The following is a 15,035-nucleotide window of genomic DNA, read 5'->3' on the forward strand; positions in this document are numbered from 1 at the left end:
AAAGGAATGATCTTGCGCGGGAGGATCTCCCGCGCAGAAACGGGGAGATTCCACCGTGCGCTCTCTGCCGCAGAAGCTGTTGGCGACGGCCGCCGGCGCCGTGACCGCGGCGCTCGGCGTGGCCGCCACCGGCCCGCCCGCCTTCGCGTCGACCAACGCCTCGGTCTACACCACCGAGGGCCACAAGGCCGACATGGGCAACTTCGCGGGCGACGCCAGCCCCAGCAGCTCCAAGGAACGCGGGAATGCCTGCGACCACAGGAAGGACGGCTACTGGACCGTCATCACGATCTCCTGGGACGGCGGTCACAAGCACAGCGTGACCGACAAGTCCACCACCGCCAAGGCGTGAGCAGGCAGGTCTGACCACCGAAAGCCGGTGTTCGCGCGGTCAGCGTCGAACACCGGCTTTCGCGTGCCGGTACGGGCCGCACACCAGACATCTGGCAGACATACGGCAGGGCCGGGCAGTTCCCTTCGGGGAACTGCCCGGCCCTGTTGCTTACGCGGCAGTGCCGCCCGGGCTCAGACGAGCTCGGTGACCGTACCGCCCGCAGCGGTGATCTTCTCCTTGGCGGAGCCGGAGACGGCGTCGACCGTCACCTGCAGCGCCACGGAGATCTCGCCCTGGCCGAGGACCTTGACGAGGCTGTTCTTGCGAACGGCACCCTTGGCCACCAGACCCTCGACCGTGACCTCGCCACCCTCGGGGTAGAGCGCGGCCAGCTTGTCGAGGTTCACGACCTGGAACTCGGTCTTGAACGGGTTCTTGAAGCCCTTCAGCTTCGGGAGGCGCATGTGGAGCGGCATCTGGCCACCCTCGAAGCGCTCCGGAACCTGGTAACGGGCCTTCGTGCCCTTGGTACCACGACCGGCCGTCTTACCCTTCGACGCCTCACCACGACCGACACGGGTCTTGGCGGTCTTGGCGCCCGGGGCGGGACGGAGGTTGTGGATCTTGAGCGGGTTCTGCTCCGCCATGATCAGTCGACCTCCTCGACCGTCACGAGGTGGCGGACGGTGTGCACCATGCCGCGGAACTCGGGGCGGTCCTCCTTGACGACCACGGTGTTGATCCCCTTGAGACCAAGCGACCGCAGGGTGTCACGGTGGTTCTGCTTGCTGCCGATGTACGACTTCGTCTGCGTGATCTTGAGCTGCGCCATTACGCACCAGCCCCGGCACGCGCACGAAGCAGAGCCGCGGGAGCGACGTCCTCGAGCGGCAGACCACGGCGGGCCGCGATCTCCTCGGGACGCTGCAGGCCCTTCAGGGCCGCCACGGTCGCGTGCACGATGTTGATCGCGTTGTCGGAGCCGAGCGACTTCGACAGCACGTCGTGGATACCGGCGCACTCGAGCACGGCACGCACCGGACCACCGGCGATAACACCGGTACCGGGGGACGCGGGCTTGAGCAGCACGACGCCGGCAGCCTTCTCACCCTGGATCGGGTGCGGGATGGTGCCCTGGATCCGGGGGACCTTGAAGAAGTGCTTCTTGGCCTCCTCAACGCCCTTGGCGATGGCGGCCGGCACCTCCTTGGCCTTGCCGTAACCGACACCCACGGTGCCGTCACCATCGCCCACCACGACCAGCGCGGTAAAGCTGAAGCGACGACCACCCTTCACAACCTTGGCGACGCGGTTGATCGCGACAACGCGCTCAACGTACGCGGTCTTCTCGGCGGCAGCAGCGCCGCCGTCACGGCCCTTCCGGTCCCGCCGCTCGCCGCCACCGGCACCGCCACCGCGGCGCTGGGGTCCAGCCATTGGAATTACCTCTCTCTTTTTCCGCTAGCTACGGCAGGCTCAGAACTTGAGCCCGGCTTCGCGGGCGGCGTCCGCCAGGGCGGCAATGCGCCCGGCGTACTGGTTGCCACCACGGTCGAACACGACAGCCTCGACACCGGCGGCCTTGGCACGCTCGGCGACCAGGGCGCCGACCTGCTTGGCCTGCGAGGACTTGTCGCCCTCGCCACCGCGGACGGACGCGTCCAGGGTGGACGCGGACGCCAGGGTGTGGCCCTTGAGGTCGTCGATCACCTGCGCCACGATGTGGCGGTTGGAGCGGGTCACGACCAGACGGGGACGCTCCGCCGTACCGGAGATCCGCTTGCGGATCCGGATGTGACGGCGCTTGATCGCGGCGCGCTTGTAGGCGTCGCCCTTGAGGATCTTCTGCCCGTATGCCATGGCTTACTTACCCGCCTTTCCGACCTTGCGGCGGATGACTTCGCCCTCGTACTTGACGCCCTTGGCCTTGTACGGGTCGGGCTTGCGCAGCTTGCGGATGTTGGCCGCAACCTCGCCGACCTTCTGCTTGTCGATGCCCTCGACCTGGAAGCGGGTCGGGGTCTCCACCTTGAAGGTGATGCCCTCGGGCGCCTCGACGACGATCGGGTGGCTGTAGCCGAGCGCGAACTCGAGGTTCGAGCCCTTGGCCGTCACGCGGTAACCGACACCGCTGATTTCGAGCTTCTTCACGTAACCCTGGGTCACGCCGGTGATCATGTTCGCCACCAGCGTGCGGGACAGGCCGTGCAGGGCCTTGTTCTGACGCTCGTCGTTCGGGCGGGTCACCTGGAGGGTGCCGTCCTCGCCCTTGACGATGTCGATCGGCGCGACGACGGTGTGGGTCAGCGAGCCCTTGGGGCCCTTGACCAAGACCGTACGGCCGTCGATGGTGACGTCCACGCCGGCGGGAACCGTGATGGGGAGCTTGCCAATACGCGACATAGCTGTTTCCTCCGTTCCCTTCCGCTACCAGACGTAGGCGAGGACTTCCCCACCCACGCCCTTCTTGCCGGCCTGCTTGTCGGTGAGGAGCCCGTGGGACGTGGAGATGATCGCCACGCCGAGGCCGCCGAGCACCTTCGGCAGGTTGGTGGACTTCGCGTACACCCGGAGACCGGGCTTGGAGATCCGCTTGATGCCCGCGATGGAGCGCTCACGGTTCGGGCCGAACTTCAGCTCGAGGGTGAGGTTCTTGCCCACCTCGGCGTCCTCGACGCGCCAGCCCGTGATGAAGCCCTCCTGCTGGAGGATCTCCGCGATGTGAGACTTGATCTTGGACGCCGGCATCGTCACGGAGTCGTGGTATGCCGAGTTCGCGTTCCGCAGACGCGTAAGCATGTCTGCGATCGGATCAGTCATGGTCATGAATTGGCCTTCGGCCTCTCTCGCCGGGGTTTCCTGGTGCGCCATCCCTCTCCCCGATCCGAGACGGGACGGGTGCGGCGCGGTGGACCTACGGCGTAGTAAGTCGTACGGGCGCGGCAGACGCCCAACCCCACAAGCCTACGGCATGCGGAGAAGGGCCCCTGCCGACCCAGATGCTTACCGAGAGCTTCAGGAATCCCCTATTACAGGGATTACCAGGAGCTCTTGGTCACGCCCGGCAGCTCGCCACGGTGAGCCATCTCACGAAGGCACACGCGGCACAGGCCGAACTTGCGGTACACGGAGTGCGGACGGCCGCAGCGCTGGCAGCGGGTGTAGCCACGCACACCGAACTTGGGCTTGCGAGCAGCCTTGGCAATCAGAGCCTTCTTCGCCATCTCGCTCACGCCTCCTTGAACGGGAAGCCGAGGTGACGAAGGAGCGCGCGGCCCTCAGCGTCGTTGGTCGCCGTGGTGACCACGGTGATGTCCATGCCCCGGGTACGGTCGATCTTGTCCTGGTCGATCTCGTGGAACATGACCTGCTCCGTGAGACCGAAGGTGTAGTTGCCACGGCCGTCGAACTGCTTGGGGGACAGGCCGCGGAAGTCGCGGATGCGCGGGAGCGCGAGCGACAGGGTGCGGTCCAGGAACTCCCACATGCGGTCGCCACGGAGCGTGACGTGGGCACCGATCGGCTGGCCCTCACGCAGCTTGAACTGCGCGATGGACTTGCGGGCCTTGGTGACGGCCGGCTTCTGACCGGTGATCGTGGTGAGGTCGCGGATGGCGCCCTCGATCAGCTTCGAGTCACGGGCGGCGTCGCCGACACCCATGTTGACCACGATCTTGACGAGACCGGGAACCTGCATGACGTTCTCGTACTTGAACTCGTCACGCAGCTTGCCCGCGATCTCCTCGCGGTACTTCTGCTTCAGACGCGGAGTGGTGGTGGTAGCCATCAGATGTCCTCACCCGTCCGCTTGGCAACGCGGATCTTGTTGCCCTCTTCGTCGAAGCGGTAACCGACACGCGTGACGACCTTGTTGCCGTCCTTCTCAACGACCAGCTGGACGTTGGAGACGTGGATCGGCGCCTCGGTCGTGACGATGCCGCCGGCCTGCGAACCGCGAGCGGTCGGACCGGCCTTGGTGTGCTTCTTGACCCGGTTGACACCCTCGACCAGGACGCGGTCCTCGCGGGGGAAGGCCGCGATGACCTTGCCCTGCTTGCCCTTGTCCTTGCCGGTGATGACCTGGACCAGGTCGCCCTTCTTGATCTTCATGCTTACAGCACCTCCGGCGCGAGCGAGATGATCTTCATGAACTTCTTCTCGCGCAGCTCACGGCCGACCGGGCCGAAGATGCGGGTGCCGCGAGGGTCGCCGTCGTTCTTCAGAATGACGGCGGCGTTCTCGTCGAAGCGGATGTACGAGCCGTCCGGACGGCGGCGCTCCTTGACGGTGCGAACGATGACCGCCTTGACGACGTCACCCTTCTTCACGTTGCCGCCGGGGATCGCGTCCTTGACGGTGGCGACGATGACGTCACCGATGCCCGCGTAGCGGCGACCGGAGCCACCGAGCACACGGATGCAAAGGATTTCCTTCGCACCAGTGTTGTCGGCGACGCGCAGTCGCGACTCCTGCTGGATCACGTGTATCTCCTGTTTGTCTGCCGGTTCCCTCCGGGGGTTGGGCCGGAGAGCCTGGCGGAACCGTCCTGCGAGTTGCTCACGCAGGAATTACTTGGGCCTCTGCAGGCGGCAACCCGCGCCGGGGGCTTCACCGCGGCCAGGCCCGGGGGCCTGGTGGCGGAGCCCCCAGCGGGGGTCAGCGGGGGCGGAGCCCCCGCTTATTACTTCGCCTTCTCGAGGATCTCGACGACGCGCCAGTGCTTGCTGGACGACAGCTTCCGGGTCTCCATCAGGAGGACGCGGTCGCCGACACCGGCAGCGTTCTGCTCGTCGTGCGCCTTGAGCTTGTTCGTACGGCGGATGACCTTGCCGTACAGCGCGTGCTTCACGCGGTCCTCGACGGCGACGACGACGGTCTTGTCCATCTTGTCGCTGACGACCAGGCCCTCACGGGTCTTCCGCGCGTTGCGCTCAGTCTGCTCAGTCACGTTCTTCTCGCTCATCAGGCGTTCTCCACCGTTTCGATGCCCAGCTCACGCTCGCGCATCAGGGTGTAGATCCGCGCGATGTCCTTGCGGACCGCCTTCAGACGGCCGTGGTTCTCGAGCTGGCCCGTCGCCGCCTGGAAGCGGAGGTTGAACAGCTCTTCCTTGGCCTCGCGGAGCTTGCCCAGAAGCTCCTCGTTGCCCAGCTCGCGCAGCTCGGACGCCTTGGTACCGACCGACATCACGCTTCACCTGCCTCGCGCTTGACGATGCGGCACTTCATCGGCAGCTTGTGAGCCGCACGAGTGAGAGCCTCACGCGCAATCTTCTCGTTCGGGTAGGACAGCTCGAACATGACCCGGCCCGGGTGCACGTTCGCGATCCACCACTCCGGCGAACCCTTACCGGAACCCATGCGGGTCTCGGCCGGCTTCTTCGTGAGCGGGCGGTCCGGGTAGATGTTGATCCAGACCTTGCCGCCACGCTTGATGTGGCGGGTCATCGCGATACGGGCCGCCTCGATCTGGCGGTTGGTCACGTACGCCGGCGTGAGGGCCTGAATGCCGTACTCGCCGAACGCGACCGTCGTACCGCCCTTGGCCTGACCACGGCGCTTCGGGTGGTGCTGCTTGCGGTGCTTGACCCTACGGGGGATCAGCATGTCGGTCAGGCCTCCGTTCCGGTGCTCTCAGCCGGAGCGGCGGGAGCCTCGGCCTTGGGGGCCTCGGCGCCGGCAGCCTGCTGCGGCTTGCGACCGCGCCGCTCGCCACCGCGGCCACCACGGGCCGGGCGGTCGGCACCACCGCGGGCCGGGCGGTTACCCGCACGGGCCGCAGCGTTCTCGGCGCGGACCTCGGCGATGTTCTTGACGTCGCCCTTGTAGATCCAGACCTTCACACCGATGCGGCCGAAGGTCGTCTTGGCCTCGAAGAAGCCGTAGTCCACGTTCGCGCGGAGCGTGTGCAGGGGCACACGGCCCTCGCGGTAGAACTCCGAGCGGGACATCTCGGCGCCGCCGAGGCGGCCACCGCACTGGATCTTGATGCCCTTGGCGCCGGCCTTCATCGCCGACTGCATGCTCTTACGCATGGCGCGGCGGAAGGAGACGCGGGAGGAGAGCTGCTCGGCAACGGCCTGGGCCACCAGCTGAGCGTCGGTCTCGGGGTTCTTGACCTCGAGGATGTTCAGCTGGACCTGCTTGCCCGTGAGCTTCTCGAGGTCACCGCGGATGCGGTCGGCCTCGGCGCCACGGCGGCCGATGACGATGCCCGGACGAGCGGTGTGGATGTCCACCCGCACGCGGTCACGGGTGCGCTCGATCTCAACCTTCGAGATACCGGCGCGCTCCATGCCGGACGTCATCATCCGACGGATGGCGACGTCTTCCTTGACGTAGTCCTTGTACAGCTTGTCGGCGTACCAACGCGACTTGAAGTCGGTGGTGATACCGAGCCGGAACCCATGCGGGTTAACCTTCTGGCCCATTACCGGGTTCCTTCCTTGCTGCTGACGACCACGGTGATGTGGCTGGTCCGCTTGCGGATCCGGTAGGCACGGCCCTGGGCGCGCGGACGGAACCGCTTCAGGGTCGGGCCCTCGTCGACGTAGGCCTCGGAAACGAAGAGGCTGTCGGCGTCGGTGTGGTCGTAGTTGTGCGCGGCGTTGGCGATGGCGCTGTCGAGCACCTTGCCGACCGGCACGGAGGCTGCCTGCGGAGCGAATCGCAGAACAGCCTGGGCCTCCGTGGCGTCCATGCCACGGATGAGGTCCACCACGCGGCGGGCCTTCATGGGCGTGACGCGGATGTACCGCGCCTGGGCCCTGGCTTCCATGGTTGTCCCTTCAGTTACTTACGTGTCTGAATGCGATCCGCTACTAGCGGCGCTTCGACTTCCGGTCTTCCTTGACGTGGCCCCGGAAGGTGCGGGTCGGCGAGAACTCGCCGAGCTTGTGGCCGACCATCGACTCGGTGACGAACACCGGGATGTGGGTCTTGCCGTTGTGCACCGCGAGCGTGTGGCCCAGCATGGCCGGGACGATCATCGAGCGGCGGGACCAGGTCTTGATGACGTTCTTGGTGCCGGCTTCGTTCTGGGCGTCCACCTTCTTGATCAGGTGGTCGTCGACGAAGGGCCCCTTCTTCAGGCTACGAGGCATCTCAACCCGTCCTTAGCGCTTCTTGTTCGTCTTGCGGCGGCGGACGATGTACTTGTTCGACGCCTTCTTGGGCGAACGAGTACGGCCTTCCTTCTTGCCCCACGGGGACACAGGGTGGCGACCACCGGAGGTCCGGCCCTCACCACCACCGTGCGGGTGGTCAACCGGGTTCATCACGACACCACGGACGGTCGGGCGAACGCCCAGCCACCGCTTACGGCCGGCCTTGCCCCAGTTGATGTTGCTCTGCTCGGCGTTGCCGACCTCACCGATGGTGGCGCGGCAGCGGACGTCGACCAGGCGGATCTCACCGGACGGCATGCGGAGGTGGGCCATCGAGCCCTCCTTCGCGAGCAGCTGCACGGAGGCACCGGCGGAGCGGGCGAACTTGGCACCGCCACCGGGACGGAGCTCGATCGCGTGGATCGTGGTACCGACCGGGATGTTGCGGAGGGCCAGGTTGTTGCCCGGCTTGATGTCGGCCCCGGGACCGTTCTCGACGCGGTCACCCTGCTGCAGGTTGCGCGGGGCGAGGATGTAGCGCTTCTCGCCGTCGGCGTAGTGCAGCAGCGCGATGCGCGCGGTGCGGTTGGGGTCGTACTCGATGTGCGCGACCTTCGCCGGCACGCCGTCCTTGTCGTGACGACGGAAGTCGATCACTCGGTAGGCGCGCTTGTGTCCGCCACCCTGGTGGCGAACGGTCACACGACCGGCGTTGTTACGGCCGCCCTTGCTGTGCAGGGGGCGGACCAGCGACTTCTCCGGCGTGGACCGCGTGACCTCGACGAAGTCGGCGACGCTGGCGCCACGACGGCCCGGCGTAGTCGGCTTGTACTTGCGGATTCCCATTTCTCAGTCCTCGTCCGATATCGGACGATCCGGACCGCCGTTAGGCGGTCGGACCGCCGAAGATGTCGATACGGTCGCCCTCGGCGAGGGTCACGATCGCGCGCTTGCTGCCGGCACGCTGACCGAAACCGGTCTTCGTGCGCTTGCGCTTGCCCTGGCGGTTGATCGTGTTGACCCCGGTGACCTTGACGTCGAAGACCGCCTGGACGGCCTGCTTGATCTGGGTCTTGTTGGCGTTCGGGGCGACGATGAACGTGTACTTGTTCTCGTCGAGGAGCGCGTAGCTCTTCTCGGAGACGACCGGCTTCAGCAGGACGTCACGGGGGTCCGTGTACGACTTGCTCAGCGGGGTCTCGATGGTGTTCTTGCCCTCGGTGGCGTGGCGCTTCGCCTTGGCGACGCGCGCGGCCTTGGCGGCCTTGGCCGCCTTCGAGGCGATGCTCGGGTGACGGGTAGCCATCAGACCTCGGTCCCTTCGGTGTCGTTGGCCTTCGGGCCGGCGACGAAGGACTCGAAAGCGGCCTGGGTGAAGACCACGTCGTCCGAGACGAGAACGTCGTACGTGTTCAGCTGGCCCGGCTCCAGGATGTGGACCTGGGGCAGGTTGCGGGCGGACAGCCACGCGGCCTCGTCGGCGCGCTCGACGACCAGGAGCAGGTTCTTGCGCTCCGAGATCTTGCCGAACAGGCTCTTGGCGGCCTTGGTGCTGGGGTTCTCGCCCTCGACCACGCCGGAGACGACGTGGATGCGGTTGTGACGCGCCCGGTCGGTGAGGGCACCGCGCAGGGCGGCGGCCTTCATCTTCTTGGGGGTGCGCTGCGAGTAGTCACGCGGCACGGGACCGTGCACGACGCCACCACCGGCGAACTGCGGCGCGCGGGTCGAACCCTGGCGGGCGCGACCGGTGCCCTTCTGGCGGTACGGCTTCCTGCCGCCACCGCGGACCTCGCCACGGGTCTTCGTCTTGTGCGTGCCCTGACGGGCAGCGGCCAGCTGCGCGACGACGACCTGGTGGATCAGCGGAACGCTGACCTTGGCGTCGAAGATCTCCGCGGGGAGCTCGACGGAACCGGCCTTGTCGCCCGCCGGCGAAAGGATGTCAACAGTGCTCATCGGTTACCTCAGGCCCCCTTGGCCGCGGTGCGGACCAGGACGAGGCCGCCGTTCGGACCGGGAACCGCGCCCTTGATGAGCAGCAGACCCTTCTCCGCGTCAACGGCGTGGACGGTCAGGTTCTGGGTGGTGACCCGCTCGTTGCCCATGCGACCCGCCATGCGGAGGCCCTTGAACACGCGGCCCGGGGTGGCGCAGCCACCGATGGAACCGGGCGAGCGGTGCTTGCGCTGGGTGCCGTGTCCGGCGCCGAGGCCCTTGAAGTTGTGACGCTTCATGACACCGGCGAAGCCCTTGCCCTTGCTCTTGCCGGTGACGTCGACCTTGATACCGGCCTCGAACACCTCAGCGGTGATCTCCTGGCCGAGCGTGTACTCGGAGGCGTCCGCGGTGCGGATCTCGACGAGGTGACGACGCGGGGTGACGTCGGCCTTGGCGAAGTGGCCCTTGAGGGGCTTGTTCACCTTGCGCGGGTCGATCTCGCCGAAAGCGATCTGGACGGACTCGTAGCCGTCGACATCGTTCGTACGGACCTGGGTGACGACGTTGGGGCCGGCCTTGACGACGGTGACCGGAACAACACGGTTGTTCTCGTCCCACACCTGCGTCATGCCGAGCTTCTCGCCCAGGATGCCCTTGATCTGCTTAGCCATTCTCAGCTCACCGACCCTCAGAGCTTGATCTCGATGTCGACGCCGGCCGGGAGGTCGAGTCGCATCAGAGAGTCAACGGTCTTGGGGGTGGGGTCGAGAATGTCGATCAGGCGCTTGTGCGTGCGCATCTCGAAGTGCTCGCGCGAGTCCTTGTACTTGTGCGGCGACTTGATGACGCAGTACACGTTCTTCTCAGTGGGCAGCGGCACCGGGCCCGCGACCGACGCACCAGTGCGGGTCACCGTCTCGACGATCTTCTTCGCCGAGGAGTCGATGACCTCGTGGTCGTAGGCCTTGAGCCGGATGCGGATCTTCTGTCCCGCCATGGCTACTCAGTAGTCCTGTCTCTTCAACGCTCTGGAACCCGGTGTTCCCTTCGTTCCTCTTCCCGTCCTCCGACCCACGCGGTCGGGCGTGTCGCGCTCCCGCTGACAGAGATGTCCCTTGTTCGAACATCCCTACGGGACTGCACACGGCCCTACCGGAACCGCAAGCCGGGGGCGGAAGGCCCACCGGGCGCCTGGCCGGTGCCGCGCTCACACTTCCCGGAAGATTCCCGTACGTCCGCCCCAGTGCTGCCCGCAGGCAGTTAGGGCGACGAGTACTGTGGGACTCGCTTCCGGTCCTCCCGGCGGGAGGCGCGCAGCATCAACACTCGACCGAGCAACCCCGCTAGTCTGCCATACGGGGCAGGGGGCTGGCCAATCGAGCCGGAGAGAATACCCCTCGGGTGACGTGGGTCAAACCCGGGTACCGCCCAGACCGAGTCGGCTCGACTGCGGGACTCCGCCAGTGCCACGGAGGTGCCGGTCGAGAGCGCTACGGCCTCCGAGGCGCGGAACGGATCCGCGTCGAGGACGACGGCAGCGGAATGTCGGTCTGTGATCATACAGACGCGGTGAGTGAACTCATCGCGGACGGAAACGACAGAGCCATGTGCCCACGGATGCCTGTGGGCTCACGCATATGGGTTCACGGTGAATTCCGGTTGCTCGCTGGGGAAGTCACCAGGAAAGAAGGGGACCCGCAGCGATCCGGTCAGCAGCTGGAGCACCGTGGAGGTCGAGCTTCTCGGCGAGACGACCGCACCGAGCTGACCAGCCTGGATGATCACCGTCGGCCAGTTGTCAGGGTCTCCCCTTGCGATCCACGCCAGCAGGTCGGCGTTGTCCGTCACCCCCCACTGGACAAGGTCCTCGGGGCCGGACTGATACAGATCGAGAGCACCCCTGAGCTCGTGCAGTGCCTTACCGCGGAAGATCGACCGTATCTCCTTCGTGCGCTCGGCGATGTCGAGGTGGCTGTTTGCCGCACCGTCCGCGAAGACCCACAGGAACTCATCGAAACAGCCGGCCCCATAGACGCGGGTCAGTTCACGGTGGCTGGGGGGGACGGCTTGTGTCCCCGCTCCGGAGCTCACGGACGCCGGAGGATTGAGCGGAGGAGGACACAGCGCTGTTACAGGAGTAACGCTCATGGTGACGGTGTTTCCTGTCGTTCTCACATGGTCGGCAATTTCATCTTCGGCCGTGGAAATTGGTCCATTATTCTGCACTGAGCCCTGTGTGACAATATTCCGCACATCCCTTCCGTCGCCGCCGAATTGCTGCCCGATCAAATGTCCCCGCGAGTGACCGGCGCCGCCGCCCTGGAAGCCCGGCGGCGCATAACGGGCGCCGCGCCCCGGCGGACTTCCAATAAGCCCGTTCGCAGCGTCGTCCAGGGTTTGACGAGTCACCACGGCATAGGCAGGTCCGCGTTGACCGTTGGGGGCGATCTCACTGTAGTAGGGACTCAACCCGAGGAGATCGACTCCGGTGTGCGGGTTGGAGACGTATGTGACCGGGTTGGGCGCGGGAGCGAGGCCGAGAGGGTCGGGAGTTAGGTAGCGAGCCGTTTCGGGATCGTCATGCCGGAAGCAGTTGTAGTGCAGGCCGGTTTCAGGATCGAAGTACTGTCCGGGGAAGCGGAGAGGGCAATAGGCGGAGGCGTCGGCATTCCAGGCAGCTATTCCCCAGAGCGTGGCGCGTGTCCGCCATACTAAACTTCCTCTTTCGTCGACCAGTTCCGTCGGTGTACCGACGACATCGGTGGCGGGCGGAAGCTGTCGCCAGGATCAATCAGGCGTTCGGGGCCGATCCCACAGTGTTCGACCAGAACATCCGCCATATCACGGAAATACTCCAGCATCTCCTCGCTCAGGCGGGCCAAGAATTCCGACCTCATGGTGAGAGGTTATGACGGCCGTCGCGTCGTGAGTGCAGCTCCTCCAGTGCCTCGTCGTATGCCCGGAAGCCCGCCCTTCCGCTCAGCGGCGCGTCCGAGTCGGCGCGCAGGATGGGCGGGAGGTGGGCCACTCGCCACATCCTGAAGACCAGTGCGGGGGCGCTGCGGCCGGTGGGGTCCGCCAGGTCGGATGCGATGTCGAGGATGTCGGCGATCCGAGGGGCGCCCTGGTGGGGCTCCGTCCCGGCCGCGATGGCTGCGGTGATCAACGCCTGTAGGAGATCCGTCAGTTGTATGTCGGCGCCCGTACGGCACATGCGTCGCACGTGTGTCGGCTCGTCCAGCTTCTCCAGAGGCTCCGGGACTCCTGTGAGTCCCCCTGACCACAGAAGCAGATGCGCCGCCGAGACTTCGTAGTCGCGAAACCAGCCCACCTCGTCGGCCATCGCCATCTCCGCATCGCCGAAGCGGCAGACCCACCGGATACCGGCCATGAGGCGGCTCATCTCATCCCGCTTACGGGCCAGGAATCCGCCGACCGAGACATCCGCGAGATCCCAGGTGCCCGTGGAGTTCACCGCCCCGATTTCCACCACGCCCCCGAGCGGACCGAAGACCTCGCGGGCGAGGATCACGCTTCAGCGGCGTACGCGACGAAGGCCGTCCAGGTGGACGGTGGGAAGGTGAGGTGGGGGGCGTGGGTGGGGTTCTTGGAGTCTCGGATGTGGATGGTGGTGGGGGTAGGGGCGATTTCGACGCAGGATTCGCCGTCGGGGCCGCTGCTGTAGCTGCTCTTGAACCAGGTCAGTTCGGACGGGGACTTGCGGATCATGTCTCTCCCAGCAGTTGCTCAATGAAGGCGAGCGACTCCCCTGGCGGGAGGGCCTGCGCCCGGATGGTGCCATACCTCAGCTCAAGGATGCGCAACTGCCTCGGATCGGAAATCGGGCGGCCGTTGTAGGCCCCGTCGGAGCGCCCGACTGCCGAACCCTCCTCGAACTTCAGCACTTCGATCCTCCCGTTCAGACCGGGATGGGCCGCACTGTGCGTCGGCATCACCTGAAGCGTGACGTTGTTCAACCGACCCACTTCCAGCAGACGTTCGAGCTGCTGCTGCCAGACCATTGTGCCTCCGACAGGGCGGCGAAGCGTCGCCTCTTCCTGTACGAAGCTGAGGGCGGGCGCGGGTGACCGCTCGAATACGGACTGCCGGGCCACACGAGCCGCTACCAGGCGCTCCACGTCCTCCGCCGAATACGCCGGCTGCCACGATTCCAGCAGCGCTCGTGCATGCTCCGACGTCTGCAACAGCCCATTGACGCTGATGCTTTCGTACACCCCGATCTCGACCGCCTTGGCCTCCATCCGGGCCAGGTCCCGCACCTTCTTCGGATACCGGACCTTGGCCACGTCCTCCTTCATCGCCGAGAGCAATCCACCCGCCCCCAACACCTCGTCCGCCCTGTCTAGATACTCGGGCCTCGGGATCCGCTTCCCGCCCTCGATCTTGTACACCATGTCCTCGCCGTACCCGACCGCCTCCCCGAACACGGCGGCCCGCATCCCCACCGCCTCGCGCCGCAGTTTGAGCTGGCGTCCGACGGTTGCGATGACGGCGATGCCCCAGTCGTCGTCCGGGTCCACTTCCCAACCCGGTTCGTCGGCCTCGCTCTTGAGCCGTACCGCCTCGCCGTCCACACTCATCCCGCACCCCTCCGTCGTACGACCGTGCCGCGACGCCCCTACCCGTACGGCCGTCCCTGACAGCCCGTACATGACCGGAGGAGCTCCGGACAGTAACCGTACGCATCGGCTGCGTCACTGTTCACGGTACGCAGAGGCGGCCACGCTGAGTGACGTGAACCAGGAAAACTCCACCCAACTCGATTGCGCCGTCCGGAACTTCAGCGTGCTCCTGTCCCCCACTCCCCGGGGTGCCCGCCTCGCCCGGCCCCTCGCTACCGAGCAACTGCGCTCCTGGGGGCTGCCGTCGGAGAAGGCGGCGCAGGTCATCGCGGAGCTGGCTGCCAATGCGGCCACGCATGGGCGGGTACGGGGGCGCGACTTCCGGCTGTCGCTGTACGTCGTCGCCGACACCCTCCGTATCGAGGTGACCGACACCCGCGGGGACGGCCTGCCCTGCCCGCAGCATCCCGCCCCCGAGTCGGAAGTCGGCCGGGGTCTCGTCCTCGTGGAGGCCTTCGCCGACCGGTGGGGCGTTGTCCCGGGACCACGTCCCCGCAAGACGGTCTGGGCCGAGCTGACCGTCTTACGGTGCGCCACGTCCCGGTGAATCACCGCCCGGTCGAAGGTCTTTGCCGACGCCGACTGTCAAGCACAGGTGGGCCGCCCGCTTCTTTGTCAGTGTCGTGCTTCCACGCCCCGAGTAAAGGGCGCTCCCTCCGGTCGCGTCGGCTCCGCCGATGGCCCTCCGGGCCACCCTTGACTCGGCTCGCTCCAGCACGGGCGAGAAGCGAGCGGGCAGCCCGGGGAAAGTGGCCGGCTTGGGGCGCCATCCCTTGGGTGGGCTGCGTTCTGGGCCGGGGTGGTGGGGGCGCGGTCGCGCCTCGCCAGCACGCCGGGTGGGCTTGGCGACTTGCGGGTGGTGGGGGGTGGGGGGTGGGGGGTGGGGCGCCGGGCGGGCTTGGCGGCGAGCGGCCAGTGGGCGGTGGGGCGCGGGGAGGTGGGTGGCGGCACGCCGGGCGGGCTTGGCGGCGAGCGGCCGGTGGGTGGGGCGCCGCGGCTGGGTGGTGGCACG

28 protein-coding genes and 1 pseudogene are annotated in these 15,035 nt (G+C 66.7%); 2 read left to right on the forward strand and 27 right to left on the reverse strand.

Annotated features, from left to right (window positions below):
- Positions 1 to 55: 55 nt before the first annotated feature.
- Positions 56 to 352 carry a hypothetical protein gene (locus ACZ4EG_RS29730; RefSeq protein WP_467792763.1) on the forward strand — a complete coding sequence of 99 codons (297 nt, stop codon included), beginning with the start codon at positions 56 to 58 and terminating at the stop codon, positions 350 to 352.
- Positions 353 to 525: 173 nt separating this feature from the next.
- Here ACZ4EG_RS29730 and rplO read toward each other — a convergent pair whose 3' ends face one another.
- From rplO to ACZ4EG_RS29865, 27 genes and pseudogenes are all read right to left on the reverse strand, one after another.
- Complete coding sequence (gene rplO, locus ACZ4EG_RS29735; RefSeq protein WP_023547373.1) at positions 526 to 981, reverse strand: 50S ribosomal protein L15; 456 nt, start codon at positions 979 to 981, stop codon at positions 526 to 528.
- A 2-nt stretch (positions 982 to 983) separates the two neighbouring features.
- Complete coding sequence (gene rpmD / locus ACZ4EG_RS29740; protein WP_095748087.1) at positions 984 to 1,166, reverse strand: 50S ribosomal protein L30; 183 nt, start codon at positions 1,164 to 1,166, stop codon at positions 984 to 986.
- Positions 1,166 to 1,771, reverse strand: a complete 606-nt coding sequence (gene rpsE, locus ACZ4EG_RS29745) for a 30S ribosomal protein S5 (RefSeq protein ID WP_003992370.1) — start codon at positions 1,769 to 1,771, stop codon at positions 1,166 to 1,168. Before rpsE ends, rpmD begins: the two co-directional genes overlap by 1 nt.
- Before the next feature lie 39 nt (positions 1,772 to 1,810).
- Positions 1,811 to 2,194 (reverse strand): 50S ribosomal protein L18, encoded by a 384-nt coding sequence (gene rplR, locus ACZ4EG_RS29750; protein WP_145886665.1) that lies wholly within the window; start codon positions 2,192 to 2,194, stop codon positions 1,811 to 1,813.
- Between the two features lie 3 nt (positions 2,195 to 2,197).
- Positions 2,198 to 2,737 (reverse strand): 50S ribosomal protein L6, encoded by a 540-nt coding sequence (gene rplF / locus ACZ4EG_RS29755; protein WP_453551417.1) that lies wholly within the window; start codon positions 2,735 to 2,737, stop codon positions 2,198 to 2,200.
- Between the two features lie 24 nt (positions 2,738 to 2,761).
- Complete coding sequence (gene rpsH / locus ACZ4EG_RS29760) at positions 2,762 to 3,160, reverse strand: 30S ribosomal protein S8 (protein ID WP_116148541.1); 399 nt, start codon at positions 3,158 to 3,160, stop codon at positions 2,762 to 2,764.
- 212 nt (positions 3,161 to 3,372) lie between these two features.
- Positions 3,373 to 3,558, reverse strand: a complete 186-nt coding sequence (locus ACZ4EG_RS29765; protein ID WP_003948630.1) for a type Z 30S ribosomal protein S14 — start codon at positions 3,556 to 3,558, stop codon at positions 3,373 to 3,375.
- Positions 3,559 to 3,563: 5 nt separating this feature from the next.
- Entirely contained in the window at positions 3,564 to 4,121 is a 558-nt protein-coding gene (gene rplE, locus ACZ4EG_RS29770; protein WP_061920719.1) for a 50S ribosomal protein L5, read from the reverse strand.
- On the reverse strand, positions 4,121 to 4,444 hold the full coding sequence (gene rplX, locus ACZ4EG_RS29775; RefSeq protein ID WP_124439899.1) for a 50S ribosomal protein L24: 324 nt from the start codon (positions 4,442 to 4,444) through the stop codon (positions 4,121 to 4,123). The genes rplE and rplX overlap by 1 nt, the downstream gene beginning before the upstream one ends.
- A gap of 2 nt (positions 4,445 to 4,446) precedes the next feature.
- Complete coding sequence (gene rplN / locus ACZ4EG_RS29780; protein ID WP_003998823.1) at positions 4,447 to 4,815, reverse strand: 50S ribosomal protein L14; 369 nt, start codon at positions 4,813 to 4,815, stop codon at positions 4,447 to 4,449.
- A gap of 200 nt (positions 4,816 to 5,015) precedes the next feature.
- Positions 5,016 to 5,297 (reverse strand): 30S ribosomal protein S17, encoded by a 282-nt coding sequence (gene rpsQ, locus ACZ4EG_RS29785; protein ID WP_263211605.1) that lies wholly within the window; start codon positions 5,295 to 5,297, stop codon positions 5,016 to 5,018.
- The gene (gene rpmC, locus ACZ4EG_RS29790; RefSeq protein ID WP_055632347.1) at positions 5,297 to 5,521 is read right to left on the reverse strand and encodes a 50S ribosomal protein L29; all 225 of its coding nucleotides are present in this window, start codon (positions 5,519 to 5,521) and stop codon (positions 5,297 to 5,299) included. The genes rpsQ and rpmC overlap by 1 nt, the downstream gene beginning before the upstream one ends.
- Complete coding sequence (rplP, locus tag ACZ4EG_RS29795) at positions 5,521 to 5,940, reverse strand: 50S ribosomal protein L16 (RefSeq protein WP_004927269.1); 420 nt, start codon at positions 5,938 to 5,940, stop codon at positions 5,521 to 5,523. The genes rpmC and rplP overlap by 1 nt, the downstream gene beginning before the upstream one ends.
- 5 nt (positions 5,941 to 5,945) lie before the next feature.
- On the reverse strand, positions 5,946 to 6,764 hold the full coding sequence (gene rpsC / locus ACZ4EG_RS29800) for a 30S ribosomal protein S3 (RefSeq protein WP_399178220.1): 819 nt from the start codon (positions 6,762 to 6,764) through the stop codon (positions 5,946 to 5,948).
- Positions 6,764 to 7,111 carry a 50S ribosomal protein L22 gene (rplV, locus tag ACZ4EG_RS29805; RefSeq protein ID WP_023547379.1) on the reverse strand — a complete coding sequence of 116 codons (348 nt, stop codon included), beginning with the start codon at positions 7,109 to 7,111 and terminating at the stop codon, positions 6,764 to 6,766. Before rplV ends, rpsC begins: the two co-directional genes overlap by 1 nt.
- A gap of 43 nt (positions 7,112 to 7,154) precedes the next feature.
- Complete coding sequence (rpsS, locus tag ACZ4EG_RS29810) at positions 7,155 to 7,436, reverse strand: 30S ribosomal protein S19 (protein WP_023547380.1); 282 nt, start codon at positions 7,434 to 7,436, stop codon at positions 7,155 to 7,157.
- 12 nt (positions 7,437 to 7,448) lie between these two features.
- Complete coding sequence (gene rplB / locus ACZ4EG_RS29815; RefSeq protein WP_031167077.1) at positions 7,449 to 8,285, reverse strand: 50S ribosomal protein L2; 837 nt, start codon at positions 8,283 to 8,285, stop codon at positions 7,449 to 7,451.
- Between the two features lie 40 nt (positions 8,286 to 8,325).
- Positions 8,326 to 8,745: a 50S ribosomal protein L23 gene (rplW, locus tag ACZ4EG_RS29820; RefSeq protein WP_467792764.1), complete on the reverse strand. Its 420-nt coding sequence runs from the start codon at positions 8,743 to 8,745 to the stop codon at positions 8,326 to 8,328.
- Positions 8,745 to 9,398 (reverse strand): 50S ribosomal protein L4, encoded by a 654-nt coding sequence (gene rplD / locus ACZ4EG_RS29825; protein ID WP_453551426.1) that lies wholly within the window; start codon positions 9,396 to 9,398, stop codon positions 8,745 to 8,747. Before rplD ends, rplW begins: the two co-directional genes overlap by 1 nt.
- An 8-nt stretch (positions 9,399 to 9,406) precedes the next feature.
- The gene (rplC, locus tag ACZ4EG_RS29830) at positions 9,407 to 10,051 is read right to left on the reverse strand and encodes a 50S ribosomal protein L3 (RefSeq protein WP_020135811.1); all 645 of its coding nucleotides are present in this window, start codon (positions 10,049 to 10,051) and stop codon (positions 9,407 to 9,409) included.
- Between the two features lie 17 nt (positions 10,052 to 10,068).
- Entirely contained in the window at positions 10,069 to 10,377 is a 309-nt protein-coding gene (gene rpsJ / locus ACZ4EG_RS29835; protein ID WP_003948644.1) for a 30S ribosomal protein S10, read from the reverse strand.
- A 632-nt stretch (positions 10,378 to 11,009) separates the two neighbouring features.
- Positions 11,010 to 11,849, reverse strand: a complete 840-nt coding sequence (locus tag ACZ4EG_RS29840; protein ID WP_467792765.1) for a DNA/RNA non-specific endonuclease — start codon at positions 11,847 to 11,849, stop codon at positions 11,010 to 11,012.
- A gap of 9 nt (positions 11,850 to 11,858) precedes the next feature.
- A pseudogene (locus ACZ4EG_RS29845) lies at positions 11,859 to 12,116 on the reverse strand (RHS repeat-associated core domain-containing protein); the annotation flags it as partial.
- A complete protein-coding gene (locus ACZ4EG_RS29850) occupies positions 12,092 to 12,277 on the reverse strand; it encodes a hypothetical protein (RefSeq protein ID WP_467792766.1) in 186 nt (61 codons plus the stop codon). The pseudogene ACZ4EG_RS29845 and the gene ACZ4EG_RS29850, both read right to left, overlap by 25 nt.
- Positions 12,274 to 12,912, reverse strand: a complete 639-nt coding sequence (locus ACZ4EG_RS29855; protein ID WP_467792767.1) for a hypothetical protein — start codon at positions 12,910 to 12,912, stop codon at positions 12,274 to 12,276. The genes ACZ4EG_RS29850 and ACZ4EG_RS29855 overlap by 4 nt, the downstream gene beginning before the upstream one ends.
- On the reverse strand, positions 12,909 to 13,109 hold the full coding sequence (locus ACZ4EG_RS29860; RefSeq protein ID WP_453551437.1) for a DUF397 domain-containing protein: 201 nt from the start codon (positions 13,107 to 13,109) through the stop codon (positions 12,909 to 12,911). The genes ACZ4EG_RS29855 and ACZ4EG_RS29860 overlap by 4 nt, the downstream gene beginning before the upstream one ends.
- Positions 13,106 to 13,981, reverse strand: a complete 876-nt coding sequence (locus ACZ4EG_RS29865; RefSeq protein WP_467792768.1) for a helix-turn-helix domain-containing protein — start codon at positions 13,979 to 13,981, stop codon at positions 13,106 to 13,108. The genes ACZ4EG_RS29860 and ACZ4EG_RS29865 overlap by 4 nt, the downstream gene beginning before the upstream one ends.
- Positions 13,982 to 14,135: 154 nt before the next feature.
- Between ACZ4EG_RS29865 and ACZ4EG_RS29870 the strand changes: the two genes are divergently transcribed.
- Positions 14,136 to 14,570, forward strand: a complete 435-nt coding sequence (locus ACZ4EG_RS29870) for an ATP-binding protein (RefSeq protein WP_467792769.1) — start codon at positions 14,136 to 14,138, stop codon at positions 14,568 to 14,570.
- Positions 14,571 to 15,035 lie beyond the last annotated feature (465 nt).

The sequence above is a fragment of the Streptomyces sp. NPDC025638 genome (assembly GCF_055558775.1).

Excerpts from the sequence above, each read along its gene's own strand:
- rplO (WP_023547373.1), bottom strand. The coding sequence starts at position 981 with ATGGCGGAGCAGAACCCGCTCAAGATCCACAACCTCCGTCCCGCCCCG.
- rpmD (WP_095748087.1), bottom strand. The coding sequence starts at position 1,166 with ATGGCGCAGCTCAAGATCACGCAGACGAAGTCGTACATCGGCAGCAAG.
- rpsE (WP_003992370.1), bottom strand. The coding sequence starts at position 1,771 with ATGGCTGGACCCCAGCGCCGCGGTGGCGGTGCCGGTGGCGGCGAGCGG.
- rplR (WP_145886665.1), bottom strand. The coding sequence starts at position 2,194 with ATGGCATACGGGCAGAAGATCCTCAAGGGCGACGCCTACAAGCGCGCC.
- rplF (WP_453551417.1), bottom strand. The coding sequence starts at position 2,737 with ATGTCGCGTATTGGCAAGCTCCCCATCACGGTTCCCGCCGGCGTGGAC.
- rpsH (WP_116148541.1), bottom strand. The coding sequence starts at position 3,160 with ATGACCATGACTGATCCGATCGCAGACATGCTTACGCGTCTGCGGAAC.
- ACZ4EG_RS29765 (WP_003948630.1), bottom strand. The coding sequence starts at position 3,558 with ATGGCGAAGAAGGCTCTGATTGCCAAGGCTGCTCGCAAGCCCAAGTTC.
- rplE (WP_061920719.1), bottom strand. The coding sequence starts at position 4,121 with ATGGCTACCACCACCACTCCGCGTCTGAAGCAGAAGTACCGCGAGGAG.
- rplX (WP_124439899.1), bottom strand. The coding sequence starts at position 4,444 with ATGAAGATCAAGAAGGGCGACCTGGTCCAGGTCATCACCGGCAAGGAC.
- rpsQ (WP_263211605.1), bottom strand. The coding sequence starts at position 5,297 with ATGAGCGAGAAGAACGTGACTGAGCAGACTGAGCGCAACGCGCGGAAG.
- rpmC (WP_055632347.1), bottom strand. The coding sequence starts at position 5,521 with ATGTCGGTCGGTACCAAGGCGTCCGAGCTGCGCGAGCTGGGCAACGAG.
- rplP (WP_004927269.1), bottom strand. The coding sequence starts at position 5,940 with ATGCTGATCCCCCGTAGGGTCAAGCACCGCAAGCAGCACCACCCGAAG.
- rpsC (WP_399178220.1), bottom strand. The coding sequence starts at position 6,764 with ATGGGCCAGAAGGTTAACCCGCATGGGTTCCGGCTCGGTATCACCACC.
- rplV (WP_023547379.1), bottom strand. The coding sequence starts at position 7,111 with ATGGAAGCCAGGGCCCAGGCGCGGTACATCCGCGTCACGCCCATGAAG.
- rpsS (WP_023547380.1), bottom strand. The coding sequence starts at position 7,436 with ATGCCTCGTAGCCTGAAGAAGGGGCCCTTCGTCGACGACCACCTGATC.
- rplB (WP_031167077.1), bottom strand. The coding sequence starts at position 8,285 with ATGGGAATCCGCAAGTACAAGCCGACTACGCCGGGCCGTCGTGGCGCC.
- rplW (WP_467792764.1), bottom strand. The coding sequence starts at position 8,745 with ATGGCTACCCGTCACCCGAGCATCGCCTCGAAGGCGGCCAAGGCCGCC.
- rplD (WP_453551426.1), bottom strand. The coding sequence starts at position 9,398 with ATGAGCACTGTTGACATCCTTTCGCCGGCGGGCGACAAGGCCGGTTCC.
- rplC (WP_020135811.1), bottom strand. The coding sequence starts at position 10,051 with ATGGCTAAGCAGATCAAGGGCATCCTGGGCGAGAAGCTCGGCATGACG.
- rpsJ (WP_003948644.1), bottom strand. The coding sequence starts at position 10,377 with ATGGCGGGACAGAAGATCCGCATCCGGCTCAAGGCCTACGACCACGAG.
- ACZ4EG_RS29850 (WP_467792766.1), bottom strand. The coding sequence starts at position 12,277 with ATGAGGTCGGAATTCTTGGCCCGCCTGAGCGAGGAGATGCTGGAGTAT.
- ACZ4EG_RS29860 (WP_453551437.1), bottom strand. The coding sequence starts at position 13,109 with ATGATCCGCAAGTCCCCGTCCGAACTGACCTGGTTCAAGAGCAGCTAC.
- ACZ4EG_RS29865 (WP_467792768.1), bottom strand. The coding sequence starts at position 13,981 with ATGAGTGTGGACGGCGAGGCGGTACGGCTCAAGAGCGAGGCCGACGAA.